Below are 23759 nucleotides of genomic sequence, written 5' to 3'. Positions count from 1 at the left end.
AGGCAACGAATTGGGGTTGCCCGGTTTTCAATCATTTATCCAACAAGTTCGGCAGCCATGTTGTAAGCGGAGGATAAAATGTAATCAACATAAGAACGACAAGAGCAACGGCAAGAAATGGCATGACCGAACGTGCCAAGGTCTCAAATTTCACTTCCCCTACCGCTGAGGCAATAAATAAACCCGCTCCAACCGGCGGTGTAAGCAGTCCGATGGTGGCATTAATACAAATGACAACGCCAAAATGAATCGGATCAATTTCAAATGCGGCAACCAGCGGCATAAAGATCGGCAGCAGGACAATCAATACTGCCATCTCATCCATAATAATACCGATGAGCAATAAGAAAATATTAACCAGCAGTAAGAAAACTAATGGGTTTGAAGTCAGCATCCCCATAAATTCCACCATTTTTTGGGGGATTTGCTCAAACGTCATAATCCATCCAAACAAATTTGCCATCGCGATCAGCAGGGTTACCGTTGAAGTCGAGATGGCCGCACCGACCAATATTTGGGGGAAATGCTTGATCTTAAGATCCCTGTAGATAAAAAAACCAATGATGATGGCGATGAAGCAGGCAAATGCCGCAGACTCTGTCGTTGTAAACACGCCGCTTATGATCCCGCCTACAATGATGAGAGGAACGGATAGGGCCGGCAGAACCTTGATAAAGCTGATACCGATTTGTTTCCAGGTCGCTTTCTCTGATTGGGGGAAATTATATTTGTAGCCCAAATAGGCAATTAATAGAATAAAAGATCCGGCAAGCAAAATCCCTGGAAGAATGCCGGCCAAAAACATTTTGCCAACCGACACCCCGGATCCGACGGCATAAATGATAAAAAGCATACTCGGGGGGATGATCGGTCCTAACAACGCTGCCGATGCCGTCGTTGCTGCCGCAAATTGACGGGTATAGCCCGCCTTCTCCATCTCGGGAACCATAACCCGCGACATCATGGCCGTTTGAGCCGTCGCCGAACCAAGAATGGAGGCCAGAAACATATTGGCAATAATATTAACGTATGCCAAGCCTCCGCGGAAATGGCCTACGACTTTTTTCGAAAAATCAATTAATCGTCCGGTAATTCCGGCGGAATTCATGAGTTCTCCTGCGAGCATAAAAAGCGGTATCGCCAGCAAGCTAAAGCTTTCCACTCCGGAATAAAGACGCTGAGGAACATTATTGAATAAACCCGCGTTACCGTCTATCCCGATATAGGCTATGCTTGTGATCCCAAGCACTAAGGCTATAGGAATCTGGATGGCCATTAGAATGAAAAAAATGAGTAAGATATGCATCTATATTTCCTCTCCCTGCTGTTTTTGAAATACGCTGGCGAACAAATCCAGAGAGTGCACAGACATAAATAAAAAACCTAAAGGGATAGCAATGTAAGGGATGATCATCGGCAAGCCGACAGCCGGTGATTTCTGCAGCAGAATAGAGGGATTCGTTATCCACTTCATCGATAAATAGAGGAGAAACATACAAAAAAGCAGTGAAATCAGAAAGGCAATTCCAAAAATGATTTTCCTCAAGGCTATTGAAAGCCTCTCCATGATAAAACTAACTGCCGCCGCCCTCTTGGTCTTAATGCTCATACTACCGCCTATAAAGGTAATCCATACTAAAGCAAACATCCCGAATTCGTCCGACCAACTGAGGGGTGAATGCAGAAAATACCGAAAAATGACCCCCAGAATAAGAGAGGTAACCATAAACAACAAAAAGATACAGACCAAAATTCGTTCTATAAAAAAGACTCCATCACTTAGCTTGCGAACGAACGTCATCCTTCCAGCTCCTTATGAATGAAAAAAAGTATCTAATTGAGGCTTCCCAAGGTTTGACTTCATGAGTCCCTCGACGAGGGCTGAAATTTTCCCTCGTCGGACTCATGACATAAACGTAGAGCACGAAGCTTACTGTACGTTATTTTTGGTTGGATTGAATGAATTCCTTAATTAACGGGTTTTTGGAATACTTCGCATAGAGTTCATCCCGGATCGGTTTAAAGCTTTCCGCGTGAGGCAGCTCGGTAACCGTTATGCCATTGGCTTTGGCCTCTTCCAAATGCTTATGCTCCATGGAAATTTGCTCTTTATTTCCCCACTCAACGGCCGCTTTCATCGCTTCGGTGACTATGCTTTGATCTTCCTGCGGCATCGCATCGAATTTCGCCTTGTTCATCATCACGATGCCCGGATACACCATATGATTGGTTAAGGTGAGGTGTTTAGCCAGCTCATAATATTTCTCAGTCATTAAAGCGTCGAGGTCAATGTCCACACCATCGATCACACCGGTTTGCAAGGCGGTGTAAACTTCAGACAAAGGCATCGGAGTCGGTCCCGCACCTACCGCTTTCCAGAATTCTTGAACGACTTGACTTGCGGAAACCCGAATCTTTTTTCCTGCCATATCTTCCGCTTTGATGACGGATGCATTTTTCATCAGGACATGACGGTTGCCTGCAAAAATATAATCCATCCCAACAAGCCCCTGCTTGTCCAGCTCCGCTAAGATTTTCTTCGCCGGTTCGGAATTACGCGCTGCTACAGCTGCCTCAAGATTTTGGAACAGGATGGGCATATACCAAGCATTAAATGCTTCGGAACGAGTTCCTATGTACCCGCCGGCAATAATTCCGAATTCCAGCGATCCCGTTTCTAACTGCTGCATCAAGTCCTTATCGGGGCCAAGCTGTGACGCCGGAAAGAGCTCCACTTTCATTCGTCCATTGGAGCGTGTACTCAATTCCTCATTAAATTTTTCGGCGGTTCTGTGCCAAACGTGTGTCGGTTGAGTCGTATGGGCTAATTTGAACGAATACGTTTTACCGCTCTGAGCTTCGCCTGCTCCCTTGTCTTGTGATCCGCTTCCGCAGGCAGTCAGTAGAATAGACAAGCTCAGGATCAAAACCAACGCGGTAGATAGCTTCTTTTTCATTTCATTCACTCTCCCTATCAAATCGCACATGGCTAATGTACAGCTCTCCATTCACCATGTTATTTTTTGTTGGCTTCAATAAACTCTTTAATCAGCGGGTTGCCGGAATACTTTGTATAAAGTTGATCGCGGATTGCATTAAAGCTTTCATTATTGGTCAATTCCGTAACCGTTACGCCTTTTGTTTTCAAATCATCCAGGTTTTTCTTTTCCAAATTCACCGATTCCTTATTTCCCCACTCCACAGCTGCTTTCATCGCTTCGGTTACAATTTTTTGATCTTCCGCCGGCATGGCTTCTAATTTTGCTTTGTTTGCCATAACTACACCCGGCCACGCCATATGGTTGGTCAGCGTAAAGTTTTTAGCGGTTTCGTAATATTTCTCGGTCATCAAAGCGTCAAGGTCAATATCGATCCCGTCGATCACGCCGGTCTGCAAACCGGTATATACCTCAGGCAAAGGCATCGGAGTCGGTCCCGCACCTACAGCTTTCCAGAAATCTTGAATCGACGGGCTGCCGAGAATACGGATCTTTTTCCCTTTCAAATCCTCCGGCTGGGCTACCGATGTATTTTTCATCAATACATGACGGTTGCCTGCGAAAATATAATCCATTCCCACCAGACCCTGATTGCTCAAACCCTCCAGAATTTTCCGACCGGGCTCGGCATTTCGCGCAGCGGCAGCTTTCTCAATATCGCTGAAAAGGAATGGCATGAACCAGGCATTGAATTCTTCAGAACGGGTGCTCATGTAAGCGTTTGTAATAATTCCAAAGTCAAGCGTACCGGTCTCCAGCTGCTGGACCATGTCTTTTTCTGCTCCAAGCTGTCCGGCCGGGAACGTCTCCACTTTCATTCGTCCGTTAGAACGCGCTTTCAATTCTTCATTGAATTTATCAGCGGTCTTATGCCAAATGTGTGTAGGCTGCGTAATATGTGCCAGTTTGAACGTATATGTTTTACCTTCCTGTCCTGGAGCTTCACCTCCACTGGATTCTTGGGGCTGAGAGCCTCCTCCGCAGCCGGCAAGAATCAAAGACGTGCTTAAAGCTGCGGCCAATACGAGTGAAAATTTCTTTTTCATTATGAAATCCCCCTATAAAGTGTAATTTCGTTATAGCTTTATTACATGGAGCTTCAGTGATGAATGACGGTTTCGCTGCATAGGTAGCCAAGTTGCTATCGTCTCAAAGAAATCGTTTTCAAATTCATTGTAGGGAAGGTTGCGGCCATCAAGCTTATACGCTTCGAGTGCAAACCCGCATAGAAACTTACCTAGCTTAAGGCGCATCGTTTTTGTATCCTACAATTCTGACCACAGCGATGCCGACGCGTGCAAGCGTGTACATTTAGGGCAATAAAGCTTGCTTTAAGCTCTCCATCGTCTCCTTCCTGTATTTTTTGGGGTAAAATTGTGAATTAAGTTCTCTATGTTTATATTATATAACTATGTTCTGAAGAATCTGTCAATATTATTTTTTCAACACAGAGATCACTCTACAATGGAAATCATACGGTCTAAATTTGCCTGCCTCGATTATTGTTCGCCTGTTTAATTCAATAAAACGATGGATTCAAGTACTTGAGTATTTATTTTTGTTTTGATATTGACAATCATCTAGGGATGATTATTATAATAGAATCATAAAAGATGAACTTAATTCTCTATTTGTGGAATACAATGGACTGAGGTGATCTATCGTTAATCTTTCCACAGGGATACCCTGCTTGAAATGTTATCAAGCCAAAATCATATTGAGGTGAAGCCCATTGAAAAAATTTCTCGTATTCATTGAACGTAAACCGAGCTTTTCCGGAAATTCCATCCCGGAGCATCGCCATTTTATTCAAGGCTTGCGCGAAAGCGGAACCCTGGTGTCTGCCGGCGGGTTTAGCGATCAAACCGGCGGCGCCTATATCCTTCAAGCCGATTCTCTTGAAAACGCTGCCCAAACCATGAAACAGGATCCAATGTACATCGAGAACGAATGTATCTATACGATCAAAGAATGGAACGTTCAGTAAAATGTAAGGGCTTTAAAATCATATAAAAGGGGTTTTGGACATGAAATTAGTGAGCTTTAGTACCCATGGGAATACCCGGATTGGATCCATTCATGAGAATCAAATCATCGATTTGAATTTGGCCTACCGGTGCATGCTTGAAGCCCAAGGCGTGATTCGTGCTGAGCAAATCGCACAAGCTTATATCCCCGCCAACATGGTCGAATTCCTTCAAGGCGGAGAACACAGTCTCCAATTAGCCAAACAAGCGGTTGAATTCGTGAAGAATAATGACCGGCACAAATACAAAGCTGTCCAATCCGTTTCAGATGTAAAAATAGAAGCGCCGGTCCTCAATCCCGGGAAAATGATTTGCGTCGGCCATAATTATCGCGAGCACATCTTGGAGATGGGACGCGGACTCCCACCGGTTCCTGTCGTATTTGCGAAATTCAGCAATACGATTATCGGACCTCAAGACGATATCCCTTTCTTCCCGATTTCCGAGCAGCTGGATTATGAAGCTGAATTTGCTTTTGTCATCGGCAAACGCGCCAGAAATGTATCCCAGGAGCAAGCGCTGAATTATGTAGCCGGCTACACCATCGTCAATGATGTGACGTACCGTGACCTCCAAAGAAGAACGCTTCAATGGCTGCAAGGAAAAACTGTTGAAGGCTCGGCTCCAATGGGGCCATGGTTAGTCACTGCCGATGAGTTGGATGACCCGGCCGGCTTGGAGGTTGTGCTTACCGTCAACGGCGAAGAGCGTCAACGTTCCAACACCAAAAATCTGGTATTTTCCGTAGCCTATTTGGTCGAATTTTTATCCAATCTGATGACTCTTGAGCCGGGTGATGTGATTTTGACAGGCACACCGGGCGGGGTAGGCGTAGCCCGTGATCCTCAAGTGTTCTTGAAAGACGGAGATGTAGTCCGCATTGAAATCGACCGCATTGGAGCGCTGGAAAACCGGGTATCCAAAGCGGAAGGAGGCCAATAAGCATGAGTATCCAAGAGGCCATCCGTTCTATCCAGGAAACGATAGATGAAATCGTCCGCGTATCCAAAGGGTTATCCGAAGAAGTGATTCGCTGGAAGCCTGCGGAAGATCAATGGTCCGTTATGGAAGTGTTGTGTCATGTAGAAGAAGCCACTCCTTATTGGTTGAACGAAGTGCAAGCGCTGTTAAAGTCCCCTGGCATCGAGTGGGGGCGCGGGCTGCAGCATGAAGGCCGGTTAGCCGCCGTTGCCGGAGCCGGTGAGCGCTCTGCCAGCGATGTACTGCAGGGCATCGAGAAATCCAAAGATCAGGTACAGGCAATTCTCGGCGCTATTAGCGAGGACGATTTAAAAGCAGAGTCTCCAAGCCGCAATCCACGTTTTGGAACGAAGCCGCTGCAATTTATAGTGGATCATCTGCTGGTAGAGCATCTTACTACACATTTAAACCAAATCAATCAGATTATCGGGCAATTCAAGAAAGCATAATCCATAATCTAACAAATGGGGTGTGGACCAATGGCAGATAAATTGGAGTTTTTTCAAAGTCAGACGGTAAAAGACTTTAACAAAGAAATTGAGAAGTACCATTTGGGACCTCTTTGGAATGCCATTCCTGACCTGATGCATAAGCAGCCTACACCGCAAGCCGTACCTTATCTGTGGAAATGGGAAACGCTGTACGCCAAACTCATGGAAGCCAGTGAAATTTTCACCCCTGATCGCGGTGGTGAAAGAAGAGCCATCTATTTGCAAAACCCCGGGTTAACTTATCGCCAGCCCTGGGGTTGGGCCTCCACTACCCAAACTCTTTATGCGGCGGTTCAGTTAATCCTGCCCGGTGAAACGGCACCTTCACATCGTCATACGCAGAGTGCATTGCGCTTCATCATGAAAGGCGAAGGAGCTTATTCTATCGTTCAAGGCGAGCGTCTTTTTATGGAAGAAGGAGACTTTTTGACTACACCCGGGGGGCTTTGGCATGGTCATGCCCATCCCGGGAATCAGCCGATGATATGGATGGATTGTCTGGATATACCGACCATTTACGCGATCGGCGGGACATTCTTTGAAAGCTACCCTGAAAAGATCGAGCAGCCGAATGTGCCGGATAATTATACCGCTCAACGCTATGAAGGCGGCATGGTTCGTCCGATCTCCGATCGTCATCCCAAGGTCGCGCCGCTCGGGGCTTATAAATGGTCGCAGACCTTGGCGGCACTCGAAGGCTTAAGCCGATTTGAGCCTGATCCGTATGACGGATATGCTGTAGAATTCATCAATCCTTCCAATGGGAAAACGGCGAATCCGAACATCGCCTCCTGGATGCAGAAGCTGCCTGGAGGATTTCATTCAAGAGCACACCGACATACCAGTTCAACCATTTATCAGGTCTTCAAAGGTACCGGTTATACCGTTATCAACGGAACTCGATATGATTGGTCCCAAGGTGATTTCCTTGTCGTTCCTAACTGGGCTTGGCATGAGCATTGCGCTGCGGAAGATTCTTATTTGTTCTCCGTAAGCGACCTGCCGATCATGGAGAAATTCGGGCTTCAGCGGGAAGAACATTATGAAGAGAATCAAGGAAAGCAAAAAATTATCGAGGATTTTAACCCTCTTTTGCCATAAACGTGCCAGATTCATTCCATCCATCATACGTTTTAGTTCAAACCTACATTAGTTAAGGAGCATATCATGATGACGAAAGATAAAGACGTTCCGTTCCTGATCGTTGGCGGCGGCATCGGCGGTCTCGCCACTGCACTCGGTATTGCCCAGTCGGGACGATCCGTCCAGGTGTTGGAGCAGGCCCCCGAATTTGGCGAGATCGGTGCGGGAATACAGCTTGCGCCCAATGCTACAGCCGTCTTGGATCAATTAGGAGTGCTTGATGCGATATCCGAATATGCCGTTTTTCCCAAACGTCTGGTACTGATGGATGCGGTATCCGGCAAAGAGCTCAGCGCATTAGACTTGGGAGACTCCTTCCGGGAGCGTTATGGATATCCGTATATTGTTCTTCACCGTTCCGACTTGCACAAGACTTTGCTAGATGCTTGCATCGCTGATGAACGGATTACGCTAACGAACAACAAAACCGTAAACAAGGTAGAGAATGTTGGAGATAAGGCCCGGGTGACCTGCAATGACGGTACGGCTTATCTTGCTGATGCGGTGATTGGCGCTGACGGACTATGGTCCAGGACTCGCCAGCTGTTCAGCCAAGATAAAGCCATCTGTTCACAGTACGTGGCTTACCGCGGTGCGATCCCAATGTCCGAGATTACTCCGAGCGCCGACCTGGACGATGTGATCATGTGGATCGGACCTAACCTCCATCTGGTGCAGTACCCTGTACGCCGCAAGGAGCTTTATAACCAGGTGGTTGTGTTCAAGAGCTTCCGCTACAAGGAAGATTCCGATGATTGGGGCACTCCGGAGGAGTTGGATGAGCATTTTGGAAGATGCTGTGGGCCCGTACGTCATGCAGTAACTTTCATCCAGCGTCAGCGCCGTTGGCCCATGTACGATCGGGAACCGATCGACAACTGGACGGCCGGCCGAATCACCCTTCTTGGGGATGCCGCACACCCTATGCTCCAGTATCTCGCTCAAGGCGGTTGTCAGGCCTTGGAGGATGCGGCTTGCTTGACAAAACAGCTTAGCTTGCATAGCGATGATACGAAGAAAGCTTTCTTGGCTTATCAAGAGGACCGTATTCCACGCACGGCAAAAGTACAGCGCAGCGCGCGTCTATGGGGTGAATTCCTCCATACGGAGGATGAGATGGCTGCATTTTTGCGGAATATGATATTAACCAAGCGCAGTCCTCAGGATTTTGAGGCCAGCGATTGGCTGTACGGACGCAGATACATTTAAAAGATCCGATCCGCATTGAAAAACAACAGGCTGAGTCATCTCAGCCTGTTGTTTTTCGTATGCATAGGAAAAGCCGGTCTTCCTTGAGGGATGACCGGCTGACTTAATCCTATATCTTCATTGCAATTTGGTTCAACAAATAATCCAATACCTCCTCCACGCCGACGACCTCGGCATATTTGGCCTGAAGGTCAAATAAGCTTTGTTCATGCGCGGTTTGGGAGCGGTCTCCCACGGCGTCTTTTACAACTACCGGCCGGAATCCATAAGATATTCCGTCTACAGCCGTCGCACGTACACAACCGCTGGTAGAGCATCCGGTAAGAATGATGGTGTCGACGCCTTGTGAGACCAGACGGGAAACCAGATCCGTTCCGAAAAAGGCGGAAGCGTATTTTTTGGTCAAAAGCATATCGCCCTTCTGGAATTCAAGCGCCGGATCTACTTCCACGGCTGGAGTACCTGCTCTTAAGGTTTCGATTCCTTTCTGCTTTAAGGACCATATCCCTGCATCCCTAAATTCGTGATCTTCATAAGCTACTCTGGTAAATATAACTGGAATTTTACGAGTACGTGCCGCATCAAGAAGCCGCTTGTTCTCGCTTAACTGCGATTCCAAATTAGATGCAAGGAGCATCTCGGGATTGTGATAATCCGTAAAAGCAGGGGTGAGATCAATCAGAATTAGAGCCGGACGTTGACCAAAACCCATAGACAACCCAAAGCCTTTGTCCTTAAAAAACTGCTGCTCCTGCACCGTGGTACTCCCTTCCATATTTATCCTCCCTTATATAGTTAAGCGCTTTCTCTACGAGTATGACTTCATTGCTTCATCTTCTAAATCGTGAACTCCTCCAACGTCGACTTGGCAAAGAGGTCTTCCAATGTCGGCTTGCTTTTGATAAGTCCTTGTTCAAAGGAATACTCCACCATCGCTTTCAATGTCATTCTGTTCTTTTCCAGCCCGTAAGGCCAAAAATCGTCGCCCATCAGCTTTTTCGTCCTTTGAACCTCCGCCGAAAGCCACGGAAGCATCACATTTAATGCCACATTCTGATTAAAGCTTTCGTATACGTCGTTTTTGGCTTGTACAAAGGCTTTATACAGATTTTGCGCCACCCAAGGATTCTTCTCCAATATTTCATCCTTAATGGCCACCAGATGCATAATGGGAAATATTCCGGTCTTGCGGAAATATTCTTGCTCAACGGCGGCATGATCATCAAAGAGCCTCTTGACGTTAGACGAACCCTTAACAAAGCAAGAGGGAGCACGCGGGCAGACGAGTGCGTCGATCTCGCCCTCTTCGAGCATTTGGTTCAAGGTCTTGTGCGGATCGATCGGCTGAATTTTAATTTCCGGAGGCAAGCTTAAATTTATTTTTTCAATTCGTCCCGGTTTTTCTTGACCACCGCTGAACCAAAGAAGCTCCGAAGGGTGGACGTCATATTCATGCTGAAGCATACCCCGAATAAAAACACTGGCTGTGACCTGGTATTCCGGTATACCTACTCGTTTCCCGCGTAAATCCTTCGGTTCTTTAATCCCTGAATTTACATTAATATATATGCCTGAGTGGCGGAAAGAACGAGACGGAAAGACGGGAATAGCCGTGAATTTCGGAAACCCACGATCACGCGCAATTAAATAGGAAGAAAGGGACATTTCGGATACGTCAAACTCTTGATGACGCATCATCCGAAAGAACGTTTCTTCTACAGGTAATTTTAAAAAGTTAAGCTCGATGCCTTCAGGCTTGATCGTGCCGTCCGCTAATCCCTGTACCCGATCATAATTCCAGCAAGCAAAGCTTAATGGCAGTTTTGACATGTTATGCCTCCCTCAATTTGTTCTGTCCTTTTCATTGTACTTGGATCATTTTGAAAGCGTTAACGTTAATATGCATTCGGAGAGTAACCTAACGTCCTGCTGCGCGAATGCCTGCGTCATCCCAGACATAACACCTCCTTATTTTCTATAAATAGTGAACATAATTCACTATTTATACTATATTCATTATAATTCACGGAATCATCGGAATTCAACCGAAAATATACAAAACCCCTCATTAAAAAAGACACTCTCCTTCACAGGAAAGTGTCGCTCTCCAACAAATTATTCCATGACAAACCGACCGGTAATCTTTTGAAGATTCGCGGAAATGCTTTTGAGCAAATCCGCTTGCTCGGCAATAAGCTCCGTGGCCATGTGATGCTGTTCTCCGCTGACCGCCATGGATTGTGCAGACGCAGTAAACTGCTGGGAGATATCCCAAACCGCTTTCATGCTGTCTTCCATGGTATGGAGACTAAGCTGAATTTCGCGCATTTCCGTGGATTGAGCGCTCGCTTGTTCAGCCGTTTGACTGCATGTGTCCGCGACGTTGCGAATCATATCATTGAGCTCGCTTAGCGTTTGGATTCCCCGTTCTACAGCCAGCTGCTCCGCTTTTACACTAGCTGCGGCTTCTTTGGATTTCAGTGCCATATTAAGCGTCAGCTCTATCGCTCGGTCTGCCGCCTCATTCGATGTAGCGGCAAGCTTGCGTACTTCATCAGCCACCACCCCGAAGCCCTTGCCCTCTTCCCCTGCCCTTGCCGCTTCGATCGCTGCGTTGAGCGCCAGCAGGTTCGTTTGTTCAGCGATTTCGCGTATGCGGGTGATGAACACTCCCATTTCCTGCGATTGCCGTTCCAGCTGTTCCATGGAGCTGACGCTCCGCCTGCTGGTCTCCTGCAAATCATTCATTTCCTTGCGCAGCCCCAATGTTTTTTGCAGTCCGATATGTGAGGACTCACGTGCTTCTTCGGATATTTTGCCGGAAAGCTCCAGTTCTTGAGCGGCTCGGCTGACCATGCTTTGAATCTGATTCATTAGGCTGCTGTTTTGTTCGATAAGCTGCAGCTGCTCATTCGCTCCTGCGCTCACTTCCTGCATACCCGCTGACAGCTGCTCGGCCGAGGATAGAAGCTGGCGGAGCTCATCTGCCTGTTCGGAGCCAATGTTATTGACCGATGCGGAAGCCTCCTTCATGTCCGACAACATCGCTCTCATGCCAATGACAATTTTGTTGATTTCAAATGAAACTTGTCCGAGCTCATTACGCTTGGAGCCTGCCGATGCGGACATGAGCTTTCCGGAAGACACCTCCTTCATCCTTGCTATCCAGCTCTTCAAACTCTGAAGCACGGTTTGATGAAAGTAAACGCCTGCACAGACAAATGCAGTTACTAAAAGAAGACTCATCCAGACGCGTTCACCCGCTGAATCGACCAGCCAAAGCCCGGCCAATCCGACAAGCAGCGGAATGCTGAAGATGGTATAAAATGAAGCTCGAAACGATAAAGACTGCACAACGACACCCAACCGCAAATTATACGGCGATTCCTTCCTCCCGGGGATGTTTACGGGGACCGATGCATCTAATAAGACCTCTCCCGTATTCCGGTGATAAATCTGAGCTAACGGTTCGCTCGTTTGTGCAGCCGCCAGGCCTACAGTATCGTTGAAGACCGTGCCCTCTCTCAGCCGATTGGTATGCAGGAGGGAAAGCCCCTGATGCTCTACGAGCAAAAAATATTCATCATTCTGAAGATCGCTGTCCAATAGCGCCCGAATGTCTTCGGACCGTTCAGACAAATCGTGTCCTTCCAAGAGCTTACCGATCTTTGCAGCCATGAATTGTACTTTGGCTAATGCGCGCTGTTCCAGCTGTTTTGGTATTTTCACCTAGGATACCCCCTTCATTTGCCTACGCTATAATGGATGAAGCACGTCCTATACCTGTTATCGGATGAGAAATTGGATAAATTTAGCATTTTTTTGTGGTACTGCATAAGAAAAAAGGGCGAATCCCAAAGCGTTGTGAATCACTTTTGGAACAGCCCTGTTATCGTTTTTTCGTTTACTTCATGGTTTGCCACTAATCTTCAATCGTGGAAAGATCTCCCGTCGGAAGCCCTAACTCCTGTGCTTTCAACACCCGGCGCATGATTTTGCCCGATCTCGTCTTTGGCAGCTTCGCAACCACTTCAAATTCCCGCGGTGCGGAGTGTGCGGAAAGCCCATTGCGCACAAACAGACGAATTTCCTCCAGCAATTCCGGCGTCTCGCGGTAGCCCTCACGCAAAGAGATGAATGCTTTGATAATTTCGCCGCGGAGCGGATCGGGTTTACCGATGACGCCTGCCTCCGCCACGGCAGGATGCTCCACGAGCTTGCTTTCCACATCGAATGGACCGACCCGTTCACCCGATGTATTGATCACGTCGTCCACTCGGCCTTGGAACCAGAAGTAGCCGTCCTCGTCACGGTAAGCGGAGTCCCCGGAAATATACCAGCCCTCCAGACGGAAGTATTCTTCATACTTAGACGGATTGTTCCAAATCCTGCGCATCATGGACGGCCATGGGGTACGGATCGCCAGATTTCCCAACTGATAAGGCGGCAGTTCATTGCCTTGGTCATCGACGATCGCCGCTTGAATGCCCGGGAATGGCTTACCCATCGATCCCGGACGCATATCCATACATGGGAAATTCACAATCATATGCGCTCCGGTTTCCGTCATCCACCAGGTATCGTGAATGCGTTTGCCGAATACCTTCATTCCCCAGCGAATGACTTCAGGGTTCAGCGGCTCACCCACGGAAAGCATATGACGAAGTGAGGCTAAGTTAAATTTGCTTACCGTTTCATCGCCTGCTGACATCAGCATCCGAAAAGCCGTCGGCGCACTGTACCAAACCGTAACCTTATGATTCTCGATGGTCTGATACCAGCGCTCGGGAGAAAATCGTCCGCCGCGAATCAGATTGGTCGCTCCATTCAACCATGGAGCAAATATACCGTAGGAGGTCCCCGTCACCCACCCCGGGTCGCCGGTACACCAGTAAATATCGTCATCCTGCAGGTCCAGCGTCCATTTACCGGTAATATAATGCTGGATCATGGCACCGTGAACGTGGAGCACGCCTTTGGGCTTGCCTGTCGATCCGGATGTATAATGCAGTATGAACGGATGCTCGAGATCCACCCACGCTATGTCCAGTTCGTCGGAAACCTCCGCCATCGCCCGATGATAATCGATTTCTCCCGGAAGCCATTCCTCCTGCTCATCGACGATGATGACATGCTTCAAATGCGGCAGCTTATCCCGCGGTATACGCTGCTTTAAAGCGGACGTCGTGACAATGGCTGTCGCTTCAGCGTCTGCAAGCCTATCCAGCACGGCCCCTTCCATAAAGGCTTCGAACAAAGGACCCACGATCGCTCCGATCTTGATCGTACCCATAATGCCGACATAAATCTCCGGCGTCCGCGGCATAAAGAAGAAGACACGGTCCCCCTGACCAATGCCCAGCTTCAGCAGCACGTTGCCAAAGCGGTTAGAGATTTGACTTAGCTGCTCGAATGTATATTTTTCCTTACGCTCCTCATCTTCATAGATTAAAGCCGTTTTATTCCTGAGAGGCCCTTGCGCATGCCGATCGATCGCCTCGTAGGCCAAATTGCATTTGCCCGTTTGATGCCAAGTAAAATGAGTCTTGATTTCGTCCCAGCGAAACGAACTATATGTGGATTCGTAGGATTGAAGATTATACCTCCCTTTCACACTTGGAATCGTTTCGACAAGCTGTTGTTCTGTCATGAAATCAGCTCCTTGACCACATGATTGAAAGCGCTTAAAACGATTATATACGGATTTGCTCTTTCCGTGGCGGAACTGTGCGCGAAGCGTTAAAAAAAGGGCGTGAAACGCAAAAAAAACGTTCTGTACGGATGGGCGTTATGCTTTACCAGGCCCTTGATTTTCGCTTTGTTTATGTCGATTTCCATGGTATTTTATCGTTTTTTTTAGATGCAATGATCCACTACTAATGCTAGACTGTATTATGGTAGCAAAGACCTAAAAGGCAGAAGCAAGCAAGGCATCGGGGGAGTTGTGAAATATTGAAAAGAAACATGATCGGATTTGCTTCAAACATCGCGGTACTCGCACTATACGGGGGATTTATCTATGTGGAATGGTTGTTTCATCAGAAGATTGCCGTGCCGCTTCAATTACTTCTATTTGCCGCAATGATGCTGTTCACGTATTTCATAGCCGCGCCGCTATGGATGATCTCCTTTCCGAAGAAAAGAAGGTTCGTCATTTATTTCATGATCGGCATTATTTTATTGCTCAGTTTAGCCTGGGATCAATTGAGAACCGTACACAACGGGGATGTATTCAGTCTGGAAATTTTCATGATCCCCATTGTATTGGCACTGTTTTTTTTCTCCTTGAAGCAAGCTGTCTTTGTCCTGCTGCTTTGTGTGATGATCAGTACCGTTCATGTCATTACAAACTGGAACAAGCTTCAGCCGGACAGCCTTTTATCCGGTTTATTTCAGGCAGGGATATGCTTAGTGATCATATTTATCATGGACCGGGCGTTAAAGGTAAGATCCAGTCTTATGAACAAGCAGCACATATTGGTGGAAAACTCGAGTGCATATATGATTGGAATCGATCGTAACGGTAAAATCGATTTGTGCAATCCGGCGATGTGCCGGTTTTTGAATATGAAGCAGAATGAAGTGTTGGACCAATTTTTTTGGGAGATTAGAACTAGATTTACCAACAAAGATACAGACCAGATCTTCCAGCTTCTGGCCCAAAGACAAAAGGTAGGCAAAATGGAGCTGCATATTTCAGAGCGCCACAAAGCTCCGGCTACGTTTCTTGCAGATACGTATCTGGTCGATGACGATGGACTTGCCAGCGGACTTATTGTCGTTCTTACCGACATAACAGAACGAATCTCCATCGAAAGAAAGCTGTATGAGCTTTCCGTTACTGACGAGTTGACGAAAATTGCAAACCGGCGACACTTCGAGAGCCGTTTTGATGAAGAGATTATCCGTTCAAACCGGTACGGGCATCCGCTCTCATTAATCCTGATTGATTTGGATCATTTCAAACAGATTAACGATACTTATGGCCATCCCTTCGGAGATCGTGTTCTGCATACCGTTGCCCAAATGTTGAAAACGAACGTAAGGGACACGGATCTTGTCGCCAGATGGGGCGGTGAGGAGTTCGCCATCCTGATGCCGGAAACTTCCTCCTCGGAAGCGCATAACATTGGAATCCGGTTATTGGCCAAGGTTCAAGAAACGCCTATTCCGCTTCAGGACGGGCAAAATCTTACGGTGACTTTTTCAGCTGGGGTGACCACCAGAACGCATGACATCTCAAAAGAAAATGTGATCGCTTCCGTAGACTCCGCTTTGTATCAATCTAAACAAAATGGAAGAAACCGCATCACAATGGATGGTGACGTGTTTTCCTATCAATGAAGTTTTTATTAAAAATAAAGATCGTTCTCCTCTGAGGATCTGTTGATCCGGGCAGGAGAACGATCTTTTTCATATGGCGCTTCAGTACATATTTTTTCCATAAAAGATTTCATCCATTTCCATCTTCAAGCTTTCCGCAATCTCGAGCTGCTCTTCCTGACTTAGCTTCTCTTTGGTGTACCCGAATAAATAGTTGTTTAAATCAAAAGCCTTGAGCTTGCATTTCGTATGGAAAATATTTTCCTGATACACATTGACATCGATCATATCATACAAGCTTTTCACTTTCTCCGGAATGTAGTTTTGGATGGAGCTGATTTCGTGATCGACAAACAGCTTGTAGCCGCTGATATCTCTTGTGAAGCCGCGGATCCGGTAATCAATCGTCATAATATCCGTATCAAAGGAATGAATCAGATAATTCAGCGCTTTGAGCGGCGAAATTTCTCCGCAGGTAGATACATCGATGTCCGCCCTAAACGTACTGATCCCCTCATCCGGGTGGTATTCAGGATACGTATGAACCGTAATATGGCTTTTGTCCAACTGCATGACGACGGTTGCAGGCAGAGGCCCGGGCGATTCGTCAAAAGATTCCGATGGAGCTTCTTCCACCGGGCCCTCTGAAACCAGCAGAGTGACACTGGATCCCTGGGGGATATAATCCTGTTTGGCTATGTTCAAAACATGTGCGCCTATGATATCGGATACGGCCTTAAGAATGGTGGTCAATCTGTCGGCATTATACTGTTCATCGATATATTCCAGGTAGGCTTCGCGTTCTTCTTTGGTTTTCGTATAGCAAATATCATACATATTAAAGCTTAATGATTTCGTCAGATTATTAAAGCCATGCAATTGGACTCTCTGTTCCTGTGTAAGCCTCATCATGAATTTCTCCTTACTCTCGAGATTCAATGAATACTATTCCCTTTTTCCTATTTACCCATTCTTTTCCCTGTCAGAGCATACTGAGAAAAATGAATTGTTAAAATTTTTTGAACCACTTTTGTCGGATTCGGTCGTTTTCGGTTGTTTAAGGAATACCATGAATTCAATCACGTAAACAAACCTGACAAAAGAAAGGGGAGCCCAATGATACATTTCCATCAGGTCAATAAGCACTACGGTCAATTTCATGTGCTGAAGGACATTAACCTCACGATAAAGCAAGGCGAAGTCGTTGTTGTCATTGGTCCGTCCGGTTCCGGTAAAAGCACGATGGTCCGCTGCATCAACCGTTTGGAAACCATCACTGACGGCGAATTGATTGTCGACGGTGTAAGAATTAATGACAAGTCGACCGACATCAATAAATTGCGCCGGGATATCGGAATGGTGTTCCAGCATTTTAACTTATACCCTCATAAAACCGTCCTTGAAAATATTACTCTCGCTCCTATGAAAGTAAACGGAGTATCCAAAGAGGAAGCGGAAAAGACCGCAATGTTTTACCTTGAGAAGGTCGGCATACCTAATAAAGCCCATTCCTATCCGTCCCAGCTGTCCGGCGGACAGCAGCAGCGTGTAGCCATTGCCCGCGGCCTTTCCATGAAGCCGAAGATCATGCTGTTCGACGAACCGACGTCGGCACTCGATCCGGAAACCATTGGAGAAGTACTCGATGTTATGAAAAAGCTGGCACGTGAAGGAATGACCATGGTCGTTGTAACCCACGAAATGGGATTCGCCAAAGAAGTGGCGGACCGGGTCGTGTTTATGGACCAGGGGCAAATTGTTGAAGAAGCTCAACCGGCTGAATTTTTTGCAAACCCGCGCGAAGAACGGGCTCGTTTATTCCTCAGCCGTATCTTAAACCACTAATTCAGGAAAAGGGGATGTACACAATGAAACGTTGGGGCAAAATTACGAGTATCGCATTAACCGCTGTATTGGCAATGGGCACTTTAGCAGCCTGTGGTAAGCAAGCTGCTCAAGAAACACCAGGAGCAAAAGAAGCACAAGGAACGATCGCGAAAATCAAGGCACACGGCAAAGTCGTCGCCGGCGTGAAGTATGACCTGAATTTATTTGGATTGAAAGATCCGGCTACCGGCCAGGTTCAAGGCTTGGATATCGACATCGCAAAGGCCATCGCAAAGAAAGTGCTCGGCGACGAGAACGCGATCGAGCTGAAGGAAGTTACCTCCAAAACACGGATCCCCATGCTTAAAAACGGCGAAATCGATATGATCGTGGCTACGATGACAATTACGGAAGAGCGTAAGAAAGAGATCGACTTCTCTGACGTCTACTTCACCGCCGGCCAATCGCTGCTTGTTCCGGCTAACAGCCCGATCAAATCGGTTAAAGAGTTGACGAAATCTTCCAAGGTGCTTACGGCCAAAGGTTCTACTTCCGCCAAAAACATACGTGAGGCAGCACCGGATGCACAGGTTATGGAGTTTGAGACCTATGCCGAAGCATTTACTGCATTAAAAGCAGGACAAGGCGACGCATTGACGACAGATAACGCTCTTCTGTTCGGGATGGCAAAGCAGGACAGTAATTTTAAAGTATTAGATGAGACGTTCACGGAAGAGCCGTACGGTATTGGTATGCGTAAAGACGATGCAGAGTTTGTTAAGCTCGTGAACGATACCTTGAAGGAAATGAAAGAAAACGGTCAATACGACGCCATCTATGAGAAATGGATCGGCAAAAAACCGACTAAATAATCTACCAAATAACACAAGCCGAGGGGATGAGCGCAGGCCGCTGGTCTCCTCTATGCTTTCAAACGGGATGTAAGGAGGGAGCAGGGATATGATTATCGATTTTACGGTCCTCACCGACAATATTGACCGCTACATGATCGGTTTTGGCGGGACCGTCGCAGCAAGCGTGATATCCCTCATTGCGAGTTTTATTCTCGGCACGATTATTGCCATATTTCGAATTACCCCCTTTAAGCCGCTTCAATGGTTCGGCGCGGCCTATGTAGAATTTTTACGGAATATTCCTTTGCTGCTGATTGCTTTTTTCGTTTTGGTCGGACTTCCGCTCCTGACGGGCGTTGTCCTTGTTCCATTCGTCACCGGGTTGGTTGCCCTTACCGTATATACCTCCGCCTTTATCGCAGAAGCGATTCGCGCCGGTATTCAGACGGTGCCCAAAGGCCAAATGGAGGCCGCCCGCTCTTCAGGCTTAACGTATCTTCAAGCCATGTGGCATATCATTTTGCCGCAAGCCATCAAAATCGTTATTCCGCCGCTCGGCAATCAATTTTTGAATTTGGTGAAAAACTCTTCGATCTTTACCGTTTTGTCCGCGTCGGATTTGATGTATCAAGCCGACTTGATTAACTCGGATACCTTCGATACGTTCAGTTCATATATCTTTGCTGCGTTGTTTTACTTGATTTTGACTATTCCACTCAGCTACGGCGTGCGTTATCTGGAACGCAAGTACGCAGGGAATTAAAGGAGGGGAAGCGTAATGGATTTTATTGGTGCATTGTCCCCTGTTAATATACAATTTATGCTGCAAGGCTTTTGGATCACGATTGAGGTAGCTCTCCTCTCGATCGCTATCAGTTTTGTCATCAGTGTTCTGGTGGGTACCGTTCGATACGCCAAAATACCGGTGCTCAGCAAGGTATTCGCGGTCCTTGTCGAGACCATCCGTAATCTGCCGCTGCTGCTGATTATCTTTTTTACTTACTTTGCTCTGCCGGAGGTCGGCATCAAGCTGGATAAGTTTACGGCAGCCGTAGTGGCTCTGGTTATTTTCGAATCGGCCATGATTTCCGAAATCGTACGAAGCGGATTGAATTCGGTCGAAAAAGGACTCATCGAGGCAGGACGTTCCTCCGGTTTGACAGCGACGCAAACCTTGAGATATATTGTTCTTCCAATCGCGCTCCGCCGAATGGTTCCGCCCATGGTGAGCCAGTTTATCTCGCTGTTGAAAGATACGTCTTTAGCGGTGGTCATTGCTCTGCCGGAGCTCATGAACCACGTGCAAATCATTAACGGTCATAATATTAACTACGTCATCCCGACGTTCCTGTTTGCGGCATTGCTCTATTTTGTAGTCAATTACCTGCTTTCGATCGCTTCGCGCAGGCTCGAAAATAAACAGGCTTAAATCATGAAGCTTTTCCCACGCGACAAAATGCTCTTTCTTCCTGTACCATAGGAAGAGAGAGTATTTTTGGTATCCGGAGAAGAAAGGAGCGGCGAATCATGATGCGGGATCACAGGTTGTTCATCTGGATCGTCATACTTTTGTCGACGGCGCTGCTTGGAGAGGTGAAAATCACCCCGTTCGGAGGGGACTTTCGATTTTCGCTTGGCATTGCCGCGTATTTCTTCGGATTGTTATGGTTTTCCGTTCCCGTCCTTACGACAGGCGTGTCCGCAGGATTGTTTATCGTCTTTTTCCGCGTTGTGATGGATGCTTCGTTATATGGAATTCCTTGGACAGAAGGCATTGTGCAGCACATGCCCGTATTTTTTTACTATGTTACGTTTGCGGCGGTCATCTCCCTTTTAAAACTAAAAACCAATGTGGAATATCCGTTGAAGGTCGGATTTTACGGCGCGATTGCGGATATCGCTTCCAATGGAGCGGAATTGCTGATTCGCATGGGGGAGGATTTGCCATCCATGATATCGTTCCAAGGGGTGCTGCTGATTGTTCTGATCGGCTTGCTTCGCAGCTTCTTTGTCGTTGGACTATGCAATATGCTTGCGATTCGCCAGGTTAGGGCCCAGGGAGAACAGCGCCGGCAGGAATTGGAACGGTTAATGCTGATTAATTCGGATTTGTTTGAAGAGGCCTTTTATCTGAGAAAATCCATGTCCCATATTGAAGACATTACCCGGGAGAGCTACCGGTTATCCAAGGAGCTGAAGGGGCTGTCTCCTCCTCACGCAGCGCAAGCGCTCCATATTGCAGAGAATGTGCATGAGCTCAAGAAGGATTCCCAGCGCATCCTTTCCGGCTTGTCCAAAATCATTCAACAGGAGCGGATGCTCTCCAAGCGAATCCCTATTTCGGTGCTTTGCGCGATGGTAGCCAGAACCAATGAAAACTACGGCTTGCTGCTGGGCAAAATTATCAAATTGGATACCCGATGCGACGTAAAGCTATCCACCGACGAAATTTATCCGCTTCTTTCCGTGTTGAACAATATCGTTTCCAATGCGGTTGAAGCCATTGAGTCCCAAGGACGGATTGAATTGAGAGTCGATCTCGAATTCGAGTCAGCCGTATTCTACGTGACAGATAACGGTCCAGGCATTTCTTCCGACGAGCTGGAGTTGATCTTTCACCCCGGCTATACGACCAAATTTGACGATGACGGGAACTCGTCAACCGGTATTGGTCTTTCGCATGCCGCCGATATTGTCCGCTTGCTGGGGGGAGCCATTAGCGTATACAGCTTGCCGGGACAAACGCGGTTTGAAATCCGCATTCCGACGGAACGTTTAATACAAAGGGAGGAAGCCGAACATGCTGAAATTTTATCTGGTGGATGACGACCCTGCCGTCCGCAAAATGGTATCGCGGATCATTAGTGAAAGCGGCCTCGGCGAGGTGATCGGAGAATCTGATGATGGAGCGCAAACCTCCAAGGAAACCGTGCGTGATGCCCAAATCGTGATCATCGATTTGCTGATGCCGGGCCGCGACGGGATTGAGACCGTCAAAGCGCTAAGGGAAGAAGGCTACGAGGGCCGGTTTATCATGATTTCCCAGGTAGAAAACAAAGAGATGATCGGAGAGGCTTACCAGCAGGGAGTCGATACCTTCATCCAAAAGCCGATTAACCGTTTGGAGGTTCTTGCCGTCTTAAGACGTGTATCGGAGCATTTATTGTTGGAAAAGTCGATGAAAACCATCCGTCAATCGTTGAGCTTACTGGAGACTTCGGGAATGGCGGATTCCAAAGGAAGCACTGCCGTACAGAAGGAAAGGTCCATCGAAGAACAAGCGCGCTCCTTATTGCCGCAGCTGGGCATTGCCGGGGAGGCGGGTGCCTCTGACCTGATCCATATCGTCGGTTGGTTGAAAGAGCAGGAACAGGACGGAAAAATGCTGCCTGATTTGCCGCCGCTCAAAACGATTTATGAGCAGGTTGCAAAGCAGAACGGCTATCAGCCGAATGCAAGCATGCTGAAGGACGTACGAGCGCTGGAGCAGCGCGTACGCCGCTTGGCGCTGCAATCCTTGACCCACCTCTCCTCTTTGGGATTAAACGATTATGCCAACCCTACATTTGAATACTTCGCTTCCCGTTTATTCGATTTTCAGGAAGTACGCAATCGGATGCGGGAATTGGAGGAAGACAGCAAGACGTCGACCTCCAAGTTGAATATCCGAAAATTTCTATATGTGTTCTATATGGAGGCGCGTTCTCCAAGCCATTAAAACAGCTTTCCTTTGTATATTTCGGATCTCATTTGCCTGTTGCCAACGGATTTGCGATAATTCGGTTATGACAATAAAGGGAAAGAGGAATGATGTTATATGGAGAAAAAGAAGAAGGTGCTTGCTTTCTTAGGATCCTACGCGGATTCGTCCAATCCCGGATTATATGCATGCCTGTTCGATACGGAGACCGGAGGTCTCGAAATCGTCGATCAAGCTGACGGGCTTCAGAACCCGACCTTTCTGGATGTGGACCATGGCAGAAACAAACTGTACGCTATTACGGAAGGAACGGATTCCAACGGGCAGCGCTGCGGGGCGGCCGCCGCTTTTGATTTCGACCCTGCCACCGGCAAATTAGCCTTTTTAAATAAAGAAAACACCGTACCGGCGCCAACCTGTCATATTACCTTGGACCATTCCCGCCAATGTATTATGGTATCGAGCTACCACGGCGGCATGATCGGTCTGTCCCCGGTTCTGGAGGACGGAAGAATCGGTGCAACGGCAGATATCCATCAGCATCAGGGCTCCAGCATCCTGCCTGTGCAGGACAGGCCGCGCGCGCATTCCGTGTTCGTCGACCGCTCCAATCGATTTGCGGTTGTTTCCGATTTGGGTCTGGATCGAATCTTGATTTACAAGCTTGATCTCCCCGGTCAACGGTTGATTCCTCATGGAGAAGTCGAGGTTGCACCAGGCTCCGGCCCGCGGCACTTTACCTTTCATCCGTCCTTGTCTTACGGGTACGTCATTCATGAGCTGAACGCTACCATTACCGCGTTTTTCTATAATGAGGAGCAAGGAGAATTAAGCGAAATCCAAACGATATCCACTCTGCCGGATTCGTATAAAGGCGATAACGCCTGTGCCGATATTCATATTTCCCCCGACGGCCGTTTTCTTTATGGCTCCAATCGCGGACATGACAGCATCGCGGTGTACGCTATCGATCCGTTAACCGGGAAGCTCACGTTAGTCGAGCATGTCTCTACGTTGGGCGGACACCCCCGAAACTTCGCCCTGTCGCCGGACGGCCGCTTCCTGCTTGCCGCCAACCGGGACTCCAACAATATTGTCACATTTACCAGAGATGCGGACACCGGAAAGCTTCTTCCTGCCGGAAGGGTTTTGGAAGTGTCCAAGCCCGTATGTATTCAGTTTGCCGAGTTGGCTTAAACTCGCTC

The 23759-nt window shown here is 47.5% G+C and carries 22 protein-coding genes; 13 read left to right on the top strand and 9 right to left on the bottom strand.

The genetic code is table 11. The features are described from left to right. Positions 1-31 precede the first annotated feature (31 nt). From ACZYR9_RS08180 to ACZYR9_RS08165, 4 genes are all read right to left on the bottom strand, one after another. A complete protein-coding gene (locus tag ACZYR9_RS08180; protein ID WP_488977972.1) occupies positions 32-1306 on the bottom strand; it encodes a TRAP transporter large permease in 1275 nt (424 codons plus the stop codon). Beyond that, positions 1307-1801 (bottom strand): TRAP transporter small permease, encoded by a 495-nt coding sequence (locus ACZYR9_RS08175; RefSeq protein WP_488977971.1) that lies wholly within the window; start codon positions 1799-1801, stop codon positions 1307-1309. It lies immediately after the preceding gene. 139 nt (positions 1802-1940) lie between these two features. After that, on the bottom strand, positions 1941-2957 hold the full coding sequence (locus ACZYR9_RS08170; protein ID WP_488977970.1) for a TRAP transporter substrate-binding protein: 1017 nt from the start codon (positions 2955-2957) through the stop codon (positions 1941-1943). A 59-nt stretch (positions 2958-3016) separates the two neighbouring features. Beyond that, a complete protein-coding gene (locus tag ACZYR9_RS08165; RefSeq protein ID WP_488977969.1) occupies positions 3017-4045 on the bottom strand; it encodes a TRAP transporter substrate-binding protein in 1029 nt (342 codons plus the stop codon). A 686-nt stretch (positions 4046-4731) separates the two neighbouring features. Between ACZYR9_RS08165 and ACZYR9_RS08160 the strand changes: the two genes are divergently transcribed. From ACZYR9_RS08160 to ACZYR9_RS08140, 5 genes are all read left to right on the top strand, one after another. Continuing rightward, positions 4732-4986 carry a YciI family protein gene (locus tag ACZYR9_RS08160; protein WP_488977968.1) on the top strand — a complete coding sequence of 85 codons (255 nt, stop codon included), beginning with the start codon at positions 4732-4734 and terminating at the stop codon, positions 4984-4986. 40 nt (positions 4987-5026) lie between these two features. Continuing rightward, positions 5027-5968 carry a fumarylacetoacetate hydrolase family protein gene (locus tag ACZYR9_RS08155; protein ID WP_488977967.1) on the top strand — a complete coding sequence of 314 codons (942 nt, stop codon included), beginning with the start codon at positions 5027-5029 and terminating at the stop codon, positions 5966-5968. A gap of 2 nt (positions 5969-5970) precedes the next feature. Further along, a complete protein-coding gene (locus tag ACZYR9_RS08150) occupies positions 5971-6456 on the top strand; it encodes a DinB family protein (RefSeq protein ID WP_488977966.1) in 486 nt (161 codons plus the stop codon). A 30-nt stretch (positions 6457-6486) separates the two neighbouring features. Then, complete coding sequence (locus tag ACZYR9_RS08145; RefSeq protein WP_488977965.1) at positions 6487-7599, top strand: cupin domain-containing protein; 1113 nt, start codon at positions 6487-6489, stop codon at positions 7597-7599. A gap of 66 nt (positions 7600-7665) precedes the next feature. Next, positions 7666-8850: an FAD-dependent monooxygenase gene (locus tag ACZYR9_RS08140; protein WP_488977964.1), complete on the top strand. Its 1185-nt coding sequence runs from the start codon at positions 7666-7668 to the stop codon at positions 8848-8850. A 109-nt stretch (positions 8851-8959) separates the two neighbouring features. Here ACZYR9_RS08140 and ACZYR9_RS08135 read toward each other — a convergent pair whose 3' ends face one another. The 4 genes from ACZYR9_RS08135 to acsA form a co-directional block, all read right to left on the bottom strand. Next, the gene (locus tag ACZYR9_RS08135; protein WP_488977963.1) at positions 8960-9625 is read right to left on the bottom strand and encodes an isochorismatase family protein; all 666 of its coding nucleotides are present in this window, start codon (positions 9623-9625) and stop codon (positions 8960-8962) included. 62 nt (positions 9626-9687) lie between these two features. Continuing rightward, on the bottom strand, positions 9688-10680 hold the full coding sequence (locus tag ACZYR9_RS08130; protein ID WP_488977962.1) for an ABC transporter substrate-binding protein: 993 nt from the start codon (positions 10678-10680) through the stop codon (positions 9688-9690). A gap of 285 nt (positions 10681-10965) precedes the next feature. Continuing rightward, positions 10966-12579: a methyl-accepting chemotaxis protein gene (locus ACZYR9_RS08125; RefSeq protein WP_488977961.1), complete on the bottom strand. Its 1614-nt coding sequence runs from the start codon at positions 12577-12579 to the stop codon at positions 10966-10968. A 193-nt stretch (positions 12580-12772) separates the two neighbouring features. Further along, positions 12773-14500, bottom strand: coding sequence for an acetate--CoA ligase (gene acsA, locus ACZYR9_RS08120; RefSeq protein ID WP_488977960.1), 1728 nt, complete (start codon positions 14498-14500; stop codon positions 12773-12775). A gap of 302 nt (positions 14501-14802) precedes the next feature. On the opposite strand from acsA, the gene ACZYR9_RS08115 reads away from it, so the two are divergent. Further along, positions 14803-16194 (top strand): GGDEF domain-containing protein, encoded by a 1392-nt coding sequence (locus ACZYR9_RS08115; RefSeq protein WP_488977959.1) that lies wholly within the window; start codon positions 14803-14805, stop codon positions 16192-16194. Positions 16195-16275: 81 nt separating this feature from the next. On the opposite strand, the gene speD is transcribed toward ACZYR9_RS08115, so the two are convergent. Beyond that, on the bottom strand, positions 16276-17082 hold the full coding sequence (speD, locus tag ACZYR9_RS08110) for an adenosylmethionine decarboxylase (protein ID WP_488978016.1): 807 nt from the start codon (positions 17080-17082) through the stop codon (positions 16276-16278). Positions 17083-17289: 207 nt separating this feature from the next. On the opposite strand from speD, the gene ACZYR9_RS08105 reads away from it, so the two are divergent. The 7 genes from ACZYR9_RS08105 to ACZYR9_RS08075 all read left to right on the top strand — a co-directional run bounded on the left by ACZYR9_RS08105 (position 17290) and on the right by ACZYR9_RS08075 (position 23751). After that, positions 17290-18018 carry an amino acid ABC transporter ATP-binding protein gene (locus tag ACZYR9_RS08105; RefSeq protein ID WP_488977958.1) on the top strand — a complete coding sequence of 243 codons (729 nt, stop codon included), beginning with the start codon at positions 17290-17292 and terminating at the stop codon, positions 18016-18018. Between the two features lie 14 nt (positions 18019-18032). Continuing rightward, complete coding sequence (locus tag ACZYR9_RS08100; RefSeq protein ID WP_488977957.1) at positions 18033-18872, top strand: transporter substrate-binding domain-containing protein; 840 nt, start codon at positions 18033-18035, stop codon at positions 18870-18872. Between the two features lie 88 nt (positions 18873-18960). Beyond that, entirely contained in the window at positions 18961-19617 is a 657-nt protein-coding gene (locus ACZYR9_RS08095) for an amino acid ABC transporter permease (RefSeq protein WP_488977956.1), read from the top strand. Positions 19618-19632: 15 nt separating this feature from the next. Beyond that, positions 19633-20283: an amino acid ABC transporter permease gene (locus tag ACZYR9_RS08090; protein ID WP_488977955.1), complete on the top strand. Its 651-nt coding sequence runs from the start codon at positions 19633-19635 to the stop codon at positions 20281-20283. Positions 20284-20384: 101 nt separating this feature from the next. Next, on the top strand, positions 20385-21680 hold the full coding sequence (locus tag ACZYR9_RS08085; protein ID WP_488978015.1) for an ATP-binding protein: 1296 nt from the start codon (positions 20385-20387) through the stop codon (positions 21678-21680). Then, positions 21655-22572 (top strand): response regulator, encoded by a 918-nt coding sequence (locus tag ACZYR9_RS08080; RefSeq protein WP_488977954.1) that lies wholly within the window; start codon positions 21655-21657, stop codon positions 22570-22572. Before ACZYR9_RS08085 ends, ACZYR9_RS08080 begins: the two co-directional genes overlap by 26 nt. A 99-nt stretch (positions 22573-22671) precedes the next feature. Then, positions 22672-23751, top strand: coding sequence for a lactonase family protein (locus tag ACZYR9_RS08075; protein WP_488977953.1), 1080 nt, complete (start codon positions 22672-22674; stop codon positions 23749-23751). Positions 23752-23759: the final 8 nt, after the last annotated feature.

Source organism: Paenibacillus sp. F024, assembly GCF_057814255.1.
The sequence above is the reverse complement of the archived record's forward strand: the minus strand, read 5'-3'. Positions and strand labels throughout refer to the sequence as shown.